The 10,071-nt window shown below is 38.9% G+C and carries 10 protein-coding genes; all 10 read right to left on the bottom strand.

What is annotated here, in order from left to right:
- Window positions 1–92: 92 nt before the first annotated feature.
- A complete protein-coding gene (locus RUH74_RS23510) occupies window positions 93–800 on the bottom strand; it encodes an ABC transporter permease (protein ID WP_313805114.1) in 708 nt (235 codons plus the stop codon).
- The gene (locus RUH74_RS23515; RefSeq protein WP_313805117.1) at window positions 797–1,645 is read right to left on the bottom strand and encodes an ABC transporter ATP-binding protein; all 849 of its coding nucleotides are present in this window, start codon (window positions 1,643–1,645) and stop codon (window positions 797–799) included. Before RUH74_RS23515 ends, RUH74_RS23510 begins: the two co-directional genes overlap by 4 nt.
- Window positions 1,646–1,821: 176 nt before the next feature.
- Window positions 1,822–2,886, bottom strand: a complete 1,065-nt coding sequence (locus RUH74_RS23520; RefSeq protein ID WP_313805120.1) for a LytTR family transcriptional regulator DNA-binding domain-containing protein — start codon at window positions 2,884–2,886, stop codon at window positions 1,822–1,824.
- Between the two features lie 201 nt (window positions 2,887–3,087).
- Complete coding sequence (gene gatB / locus RUH74_RS23525) at window positions 3,088–4,515, bottom strand: Asp-tRNA(Asn)/Glu-tRNA(Gln) amidotransferase subunit GatB (protein ID WP_313805123.1); 1,428 nt, start codon at window positions 4,513–4,515, stop codon at window positions 3,088–3,090.
- 13 nt (window positions 4,516–4,528) lie between these two features.
- On the bottom strand, window positions 4,529–5,986 hold the full coding sequence (gene gatA, locus RUH74_RS23530; RefSeq protein ID WP_313805126.1) for an Asp-tRNA(Asn)/Glu-tRNA(Gln) amidotransferase subunit GatA: 1,458 nt from the start codon (window positions 5,984–5,986) through the stop codon (window positions 4,529–4,531).
- A 13-nt stretch (window positions 5,987–5,999) separates the two neighbouring features.
- Window positions 6,000–6,290, bottom strand: a complete 291-nt coding sequence (gatC, locus tag RUH74_RS23535; RefSeq protein WP_057767020.1) for an Asp-tRNA(Asn)/Glu-tRNA(Gln) amidotransferase subunit GatC — start codon at window positions 6,288–6,290, stop codon at window positions 6,000–6,002.
- Between the two features lie 207 nt (window positions 6,291–6,497).
- Entirely contained in the window at window positions 6,498–7,328 is an 831-nt protein-coding gene (locus RUH74_RS23540) for a VanW family protein (protein ID WP_313805132.1), read from the bottom strand.
- A 150-nt stretch (window positions 7,329–7,478) separates the two neighbouring features.
- Window positions 7,479–7,931, bottom strand: coding sequence for a YueI family protein (locus tag RUH74_RS23545; RefSeq protein ID WP_313805135.1), 453 nt, complete (start codon window positions 7,929–7,931; stop codon window positions 7,479–7,481).
- A 233-nt stretch (window positions 7,932–8,164) separates the two neighbouring features.
- On the bottom strand, window positions 8,165–9,451 hold the full coding sequence (aceA, locus tag RUH74_RS23550; protein WP_313805138.1) for an isocitrate lyase: 1,287 nt from the start codon (window positions 9,449–9,451) through the stop codon (window positions 8,165–8,167).
- Between the two features lie 441 nt (window positions 9,452–9,892).
- The coding region (locus RUH74_RS23555; protein ID WP_313805140.1) for an aldehyde dehydrogenase family protein at window positions 9,893–10,071 on the bottom strand (179 nt) is incomplete at its 5' end.

Here is a 10,071-nt window from a genome sequence, read left to right on the forward strand (position 1 = left end):
AGAAAGGCTGATGGAAGATCCATCAGCCTTAAATAGTCGGGAATAACTAACATAGGGACAGAGTCAGTACATTCAATTTGTTAAATGAAGGATTAATCCATCATCCGTTTCTTAAATGTAGCATACGCCAGTAGAAAGGAAGCAGCAATCCATGCACTTATTACTGCAAAATATGTCCAAACATCTCCAAATCCCCCACCTGCTTCAACTGCCTTTGCCAATTCAACTAACTGGCTATTCGGCATATATTCCGCAACTTTTAGAACCGGGAATTTCTCAGCTAATCCAGCAGCAAATGACCCGAAAGTAAAGATAAAGAAAAATGGCATAATGACAACGGAAGCTTCCATCACTGACTTCGTGACAAGACCAAGGAGAGTTCCCAGTCCGATATAAAAAATGGCTGACAATATAATACCAACCGCAATAAGACCTATACTCTCAGGTTGATAATCTACAATATAAGCAGACAGAACTATGATAACCATCGTAGTAATAAAAGTGAGGAGACTCTTCCCCGCCAGAATTTCTAATGTACTAGCTGGAGAAAGCATTAAGCCACGCAGTGTATTTTTCTCTTTTTCTTCTGCTATTAACGAACATTGAACATATGCCCCTACTAAAGACAGAGTCATATTAAATACAATATAGTGCATATCAATTGTCATATTCCCTTGCCAGCCATATAGAAAGGCCATAAATATGGGGATCACCACTGTAAAGGACACATACATATTCTTGCTGACATCTTTATAATCCTTTTGAAAAATCGCCATCGTCCGCTTCAATGAAAAAGTCATGATAATTTCCTCCCTGTAATTTCTACGAAAATATCTCCAAGAGTCGGTTCATTCGAATGCACAGATATAACTTTATTTTCACTCATTAGTTGATACATTGTTTGTGCACCTTTTTCTCCTTTATGAATGATTTCAATCTTGCCATCTGCAAGCTCTACAGTTAGCGTGTCGTCCGCATACTTTTTCTGCAGCTCTCTTGGCGGGCCAATCAATTGGATTTTTCCATTATTTAAAAAAGCAACTCGATCACAAAGCAGCTCAGCCTCATTCATATCATGTGTTGTCAAGAAAATCGTCGTCCCATTCTCTTTTAGCTGCTCAAGCCCTTTATAAATATGCCTAGAATTGACTGGATCAAGCGCAGAAGTCGGCTCGTCAAGAAACAATAGCTCAGGCTTATGCAGAAAGGCTCTTGCAAGTGTTACCCTTTGGAGCATACCTTTTGAAAGCTTCGAAACGACTTTCTTTTTATTATCCTTAAGGTTTACCATCTCTAGTACTTCATCAATTCTTGTTTCATTTACATCATATAGACCGCAATAAAGCTTCAAGTTATCCAAGACCGTTAATCTTTCATAAAGTCCGCTATTATCTGTTAATACGCCGATTTTTTTACGATAACGAGCTTCCTTTAGCTTTGAAGCTGGAACACCGAAAACATTTGCATCTCCGTCCGTTTGAGCTAATTGTGCAGTTAAAATTTTTATTGTCGTTGTTTTTCCGGATCCACTTGGACCTAAAAATCCAAATGTCTCTCCTTTTCTTACTTTAAACGAAACATCCTTTAATGCTGTTTGATTGGCAAACATTTTTGCTAATCCCGCAACTTCTATAATGTTCTCCATTTTCATCCTCCTGGCCAATTTGATTTGCTTGTTGTCATGTTTTGCTTTAGCACCGTTAAGCGCCTTTGCTTTCGTATGACCTAATCTTATGAAACAAATCATTGCCATGCATCATTATTTGGATGAAAAGAGCAAATTACAGAGTGAATGGAGCAATATTTACTTGGAATGGAGCATTATTTTAGCCCTAACATCCCTTTCAATTCTGCCATTTTCGTCTTTGATAACGGGATGGATGACTTTTTCGCATCACCTAATACTAAGGTAAAGCTATTTCTTGTCCAAGTGACAACCTCACGAACCTTTTGTAAATTAACAATGTAAGAACGGTGACATCTAAAGAACCCGTATGGATGTAGACGGGTTTCAAGCTCTGCCATCGTAAACACACATGGATACATTTCTCCTTTAATATAAATATTGTACTGCCCTTCATTGCTTTCTATGTAATCAATTTCTGGAGGATCAAATAATACAATTTTGTCATTCACCTTTGTAGGAATCTTTTCAAAGCGAACAGGCTGGATCATTATTTCCTCTTCAATTATTTGATCCTCCGTTATAAGTTCTTCTCTTGGTAATGCATCTGTTGTCTCTTCGTCAGCAACAACATCCAGCACATGCAATCCTGTTTCATCTAAGCGGCAAACCTTATCTGTTACAGAGAGTGCACTTTCCATGTTACTTGTTAGGACGACTACAGCCTTGCCGTTTTCACTTACTCTTCTTACAAGCTTCAAAAATACCTGTTTCGTTTCCAAATCGGCATTCTGGTCTGGTTCTTCAAATAAAAACAAGGCGGGATTCTGAAAAAGCAAGCGCCCAAAATGCACTCTCCTTTTTTCGGAAGCGGTTAGCCTGCTAAGGCGAATATTCCGTTTAGGCTCTAGCTGAGTCATACGCAGGGCTTCATCCATTGAAAGCTCCGACCCGTATAGTTTTTTGAAAAAGGAAAAGTGATCCTTTACACTCAATCTTTCGTATAATCCATCGTCCAAAAGATACATGCCGACTTGATCGAAGTAAGCCTCTTTTGATTTCGTAATTTCTTGTCCATTTATGATTAATTCTCCACTTGAAACAGGGAGCTCTCCTAAAAAAAGCTTGATTAATACGTTCCGCACATTCGTGCTCGAATGAATAGCAACCACCTCATGCTCCAAAACCTCTAAACTAAAGACGGGAAAAACTAATGAATGCTCCTCATGTTTTTCTAAATCATTGATTTTCAAAATACTCACTGTGATCACCTAATGTTCATTTAATATAAAAGTTATAAAAAGGGGAAAGTTATGCCATTTTACATTTTTTTCTTCCCATCATTATAACTTTATCATTCTATATTTTCACTACTATCTTTGTAGATTGTTAGCTTTTCCTGGGAAATATTAAGAGAAATTGTCGAAAAAGAGCTGATGGAAAAAATCCACCAGCTCTTTGTTTTATCTCTTCTTGATTTCCTCTAATAATATCTTGTTTACTAATGGCGGGTTGGCTTGCCCTTTCGTTGCTTTCATGATTTGACCAACTAGGGAGCCAGCTGCCTTTTCTTTTCCATTTTTATAATCCTCAATAATTTTCGGATTGTTATCTAATACTTCTGTGACAATTTTCAATAGCGCGCCTTCATCTGAAATTTGGACAAGACCTTTGTCCTTTACAATTTGTTCAGCATTGCCGCCATTTTCAATCAATTCTTTAAATACTTTTTTGGCAATCTTTGAAGAAATGGTTCCATTCTCAATGAGTTTAATCATTCCGGCAAGAGCTTCAGGAGTTAAAGCTGTTTCATCCAATTCCTTTTGTTCTGCTTTTAAATAGGCAGAAAACTCACCCATGATCCAGTTCGACGCTTGCTTCGCTTCTGCTCCAGCTTGAACGGTTGCTTCAAAGAAATCTGCCATTTCCTTTGTTACGGTCAAGACAGCTGCATCATAGGCAGGTAAGCCTAGCTCTTCTACATACCGTTTTTTCCGCTCATCAGGAAGCTCAGGAATCTCCGCACGAATTCGGGCTTTCCAGTCCTCATCAATATGAATATCTAAAAGGTCTGGCTCAGGGAAATAACGATAATCATCAGATCCTTCTTTCACACGCATCAAGATCGTCGTGTTTGTTGCTTCATCGTATCTAAGTGTTTCTTGCCCAATCACGCCTCCAGCAAGTAAAATTTCTTCTTGGCGTTTTTCTTCATATTCTAATCCTTTACGGACAAAGTTAAAGGAGTTTAAGTTTTTCAGCTCTGTTTTTGTGCCAAATTCTTTTTGTCCAACTGGGCGGAGAGAAATATTGGCATCGCAGCGCAATGAACCTTCTTCCATCTTGCAATCTGATACACCCGTATATTGAATGATTGATTTTAACTTTTCAAGATAGGCATACGCTTCGTTTGGTGTGCGAATATCGGGTTCTGAAACAATTTCAATCAGCGGTGTTCCTTGACGGTTATAATCCACCAACGAATAGCCATTGCCATGTGTCAGCTTCCCAGCATCTTCTTCTAAATGAATGCGTGTAATGCCGATTTTCTTTTTATACCCATCCACTTCAATCTCAATCCAGCCATGCTCGCCAATAGGCTTGTCAAACTGGGATATCTGATATGCCTTTGGATTATCAGGATAAAAATAGTTTTTTCGGTCAAATTTCGTAATCGGAGCAATCTCACAGTTAAGTGCCATCGCTGCCTTCATTCCGTATTCAACGACTTTCTTATTCAAAACAGGAAGAACACCTGGATAGCCAAGATCAATAACTGATGTATTTGTATTTGGTTCAGCACCGAAATGGTTCGGGCTCGCTGAGAATATCTTCGAATCTGTTTTTAATTCAACATGGACCTCTAGTCCAATAACCGTTTCAAATTTCATGTCTGATCCCCCCTTACAATCCCGGCTTTTGTTTATGAAATTCTGTAGCCTGTTCAAAAGCATGTGCGACACGGTAGACCGTGCTTTCATCGAAGTGGTTGCCGATGATTTGCAGTCCAAGCGGCAATTCGTTTACAAATCCACACGGAATAGAAATTCCTGGTACACCAGCAAGGTTGACAGGAATCGTTAATATGTCATTTGCATACATTGTTAGCGGATTTTTTGTATTTTCACCCATTTTAAAGGCTGGAGTAGGTGTTGTTGGGCCAATTATGACATCGTATTTCTTAAATACTTCTTCAAAATCATTTTTAATTAATGTACGAACCTTTTGTGCTTTTTTATAATAAGCATCATAATAACCTGAGCTCAGTGCAAATGTTCCAAGCATAATCCGGCGTTTAACTTCTTCACCAAATCCTTCTGCTCGGGTCTTTTTATATAAATCAATTAAGCTCTCCGCATTTTCTGTCCGGTATCCATAGCGCACACCGTCAAATCTTGCAAGGTTTGCGGATGCTTCTGATGAAGATAATAAATAATAGGCAGCAAGTGCATATTTAGAATGTGGCAGGGATACTTCTTCCCATGTTGCACCTAGATTCTCCAGCACCTTTAAAGCTTCTAATACTGATTGACGCACTTCTTCTTGGACGCCTTCACCTACATATTCCTTCGGCACAGCAATTTTTAAGCCTCTAATATCACCTGTTAATGATTCAACGAATCTTGGTACGGCCACATTTGCAGAAGTTGAGTCCATCGAATCCAACCCAGAAATGGCTTGTAATAAATATGCATTATCTTCAACCGTTCTCGTAATCGGACCAATTTGGTCGAGTGATGAAGCAAATGCAACAAGTCCAAAACGGGAAACACGGCCATATGTTGGCTTCATTCCAACAACACCACAGAATGAAGCTGGCTGTCTAATCGAACCGCCTGTATCAGATCCTAAAGAGAATAATACTTCTCCAGCAGCTACAGAGGCAGCTGAACCACCAGAAGAGCCTCCAGGCACTCGATCTAGATTCCATGGGTTTCTAGTCTTCTTGTAAGCTGAATTTTCATTGGACGAGCCCATCGCAAATTCATCCATATTTAATTTCCCGATCGTAACTGTTTCTGCTTGATGCAATTTATTAACAACTGTCGCATTATAGATTGGATCAAAATTTTCTAATATTTTGCTTGCACAAGTAGTGCGCAATCCCTTTGTAACAATATTGTCCTTTACACCGATAGGCATTCCAAACAGAAGCCCTTTCGCTTCATCCGTTCCTAGCTTTTCATCCATTTGTTTTGCCGTTTTACGTGCTTTTTCCTCATCTAAAGTCAAAAAGGCTTGTACCTTTTCCTCCACTTCGCTAATGCGCTTGTATGATTCATCGACTAGATCGGTAACTTTCAATTCTTTTTTATGTAATTTCTCATGAAGCTCAGATACTTTATGATCAAATAAACTCAAAACCTTTCCCCCCTTATTCCATAATAGACGGCACTTTCACTTGACCGTCTTGATGTTCTGGTGCATTTTTCAGCACTTCAGACTGTGGCAATCCCTCTTGTGGGATATCTTCTCTCATCACATTTTTCATATCCAAGACATGCGATGTCGGTTCAACACCATCCGTATTTATTTCATTCAGCTGTTCAGCAAAAGATATAATCGCATCCAATTGATTTGTAAATTTTTCTGTCTCTTCTTCCGTAATTGCCAGTCTCGCCAAGTTTGCCACATGCTTAACCTGATCAGGAGAAATTCTAGACATGTAAGCCACCTCCAAATATGTTCTTTTCTTCACACAATATGATTTATCATATCAAACTTTCATACGTTAAACCACTACCTGATTTGACATAATATCCGATCCTTCTGCCTATTTTAACATGATTTGCAGTCATTACGCAGTTAATACTCGAGATATAAAAAAAGCAGATCCATACAGGATACCACTTTTTTTCCATCGACTATTATATTATATACTTATATTTTCTTTACTCTCCAAGAGAGGTTCATACATCATAATGGCGTGATTTTCGGTCACAAATTCATCACTGACCAACTGATTTTGCCTATTAAATACCCTTCTGTAAATCTCGTTGTGGCGCAGATAGCCGCCCCAATAGGCTGGGGTCACTTCGTGATTTTTCTCATATACCTCATAAGTATATAATGCAGGTTCATGTGCCCGCCATTCCCCAACAAGATGGGTATTTGTTATTTCAAGATTTAATTGATATGGAATGTTCGTTTCATTTTTTATTTGCAGATCAAGATAATTATAAGCACAAGTGGCACCGCTTCCAAATGGCTGTGTACGGTTTGAATCGGGAAAAACATCATAGCTATGGCGATGTCTCTCAACGACTGTAAGCGGACTATGCAAGGTCATCCAATAAATTAAATTGGAAAGCTGGCAAAGTCCTCCCCCAACACCTGTTTTAAATTTCCCATAATAAAGAACCATTCCGTCAACATACCCTTTTTTATAGGTTGTTTTTCCAATGAGCCGCCAATAAGAAAACGTTTCCCCAGGGTGAATAATAATCTTGTTTAATCGCGGTACCGCTTTTTGTAAATTTATAATTTTATTGTGCTGCAAAGACATCTCAACATCTTTTAATTTTCGAAGAAGAATGGATTGATGCTTTGCTATTAGATACGGAAATGGGTCATTACTTTTCTCCTTGGCATATTTTTTCCCATCTGTTATCCATTCTACATATCTCTTAATCGTGTAAAACCATGTCCCTGCACGAATTCTGCTTTTTGACCTTTGCTTTGGTCTTAAATCAACTGGATTCAAATATTTCACCGCCAAATGTACCATTTTCTATTAAATTAACATGATTTTTATGATTTTGGCAGTTTATTTGCAATCTTTCCTTATTATTTGCAAACCTCCTAGTTTATCTGCATTTCCCTTCTGTTGTCTGCAAACAAAAACAAAGGAGCCTTATTGACTCCTCCGCTTGAATACGTTCGAAAGGATCGTAAAGGCACCTTTTTTCTCTTTGGCTTTTTCCTGTTTTTTCACTCCCATTTCCTTTTTTACATAGATATCTTCCTTATCTATCGCATAGTCATATGCAAGGACAAGACCAATTTCCGAGTTATGATCTTTATTGGTTACGATTGTATAATCTACCATATATTTTCCTGCAACTTTTATATATTTAGAAAACTCGCCATAGCTCATATTGCCATTCAAGTATAAATGAGCCTTTTGATTTTCCTTCAATGCGTCCTCTACCTGTTTATACACGCCAGGCTCTCTTACTTGCGACTGAGTTAACGCAATAACAATTCGTTCTCTCAATGTTCCAAGAAATCTTCTTCGTTCATCTGGCTTTGTTTGTTTTTCACCATAAATCCCTTGCTGAATATAATCATCTACATTTTTTGACAAAGTTACATACCTCCCATTGATTTAAGGAAAAGAAGGGCTATTACTATGTATGTATTCATTTTATCAGTTGTGCTAGTATAATCATTACCTTTTTATACAAAAAAATCCTCTCTTCAAATGAAGAGAGGTGCAAAATAGGAGAAAAAGGTTAAATCACGATAGAATGGATAAATCATGCTGAAGGCTCTGAATCCTCCATACTCAACATATTGTTTGCAAAGGAGGGATTACACCTATTGCTTTGCAGCAGTAAATTGCTCTTCTTCAGTAGACCCTTTCAGGGCTGTTGTTGAAGAAGTTCCGCCAGTAATTGTCATTGAAACTTGATCGAAATAGCCTGTACCCACCTCCCTTTGGTGCCTTGTTGCCGTATAGCCATATTCCTCACTTGCAAACTCAGCTTGCTGCAATTCCGAGTAAGCAGACATGCCATATTCCTTGTATCCGCGTGCTAATTCAAACATGCTGTGATTTAGCGCATGAAAGCCAGCTAAAGTAACAAATTGAAATTTATAGCCCATTTTGCCAAGCTCCACTTGGAATTTAGCAATGGTTTCTTCATCCAGCTTACTTCTCCAGTTGAAGGAAGGGGAGCAATTATAAGCTAATAGCTTGCCAGGAAACTTTTTATGAATCGCTTCGGCAAAGCGTCTAGCTTCCTCTAAATCAGGTTCAGAGGTTTCACACCAAACAAGGTCGGCATATGGTGCATAGGCTAATCCTCTGGCAATCGCTTGTTCTAAACCAGCCTTCGTCCGGAAAAATCCTTCTGGCGTACGCTCGCCAGTAATAAATGGAGCATCATATGAATCTACATCACTCGTAATTAAGTCAGCAGCGTTGGCATCAGTTCGGGCAACAATTATAGTTGGCACACCCATAACATCTGCCGCCAATCTAGCAGCAATTAGGTTTTTCACTGCTGTCTGTGTAGGCAGCAGCACTTTACCGCCGAGATGGCCGCATTTTTTCTCTGAGGAAAGCTGGTCTTCAAAGTGCACACCACTTGCACCCGCTTCAATCATTCCTTTCATTAATTCAAACACATTAAGCTGCCCGCCAAACCCTGCCTCTGCATCTGCGACAATGGGAGCAAACCAGTCAATCGATTGATCCCCTTCCATATGATAAATTTGATCGGCACGCTGCAAGGCCTGATTAATTCTTTTCACAACACTCGGCACGCTGTTTGCAGGATATAGACTTTGATCCGGATACATATGACCAGAGAGGTTTGCATCAGCCGCAACTTGCCAGCCGCTTAAATAAATAGCCTTCAATCCTGCTTTCACTTGCTGGAGGGCCTGATTTCCAGTTAAAGCGCCTAATGCTGGAACGAAATCCTCTTCATTAATAAGCTTCCAAAGTTTCTCCGCTCCCCTGCAAGCAAGAGTATATTCAATATCAATTGACCCACGCAATTTAATTACCTCTAAAGCCGAATAGGGTCTTTCAATGCCATGCCACCGCTTATCCAATTCCCAGCTTTCTTGTAATTGCTGTACTCTTGCACCTGTCATGAATAAGTTCCTCCTTTAAAAATTCAATCAATTTTTTGTATGAGTAACTAGCTATGGGTTCATTAAATGAATGAACATCTCCGTTGTTATAATACAGTTATCAAACTATGTTAATTATTGTATAACAACATTTATGAATTTGGAAGGGTAAATTTTGAAATAATTAGAAATTTAATTCGACATACTTTGATAAATATAAAAGAACAAGCGCCTTGATCATCTCCGTACAAACGCAGAAGGGCTCCGACTGAGATAAAGGAAACACGGTAAGCGTAAACGAACCGATGTTGACTTATCGTAGAGAGGAGACCTGAAGTTTGATAGGCGATAGGCGCTTGTGCTAGATACTTCACTTGTTCTATGTTTATACTGTCTTATCTATGTACATAAAAAAGAGTGATCTGCCAAAGGCAAATCACTCTTTTGGTTATTTGTTTTACATTAGAACATTTCAGAAGTTGTTTTTGCTTGCATGTGAAGCTGGATGTAGTCAGGACCGCCTGCTTTTGAGTCTGTTCCTGACATATTGAAGCCGCCGAATGGCTGGTAGCCAACGATTGCACCTGTACATCCACGGTTGAAGTATAGGTTTCCAACATGGAAATCTTCACGTGCTTTTT

This window comes from Cytobacillus sp. (genome assembly GCF_032154635.1).
In the GTDB taxonomy this organism is placed as follows: Bacteria; Bacillota; Bacilli; order Bacillales; family Cytobacillaceae; genus Cytobacillus.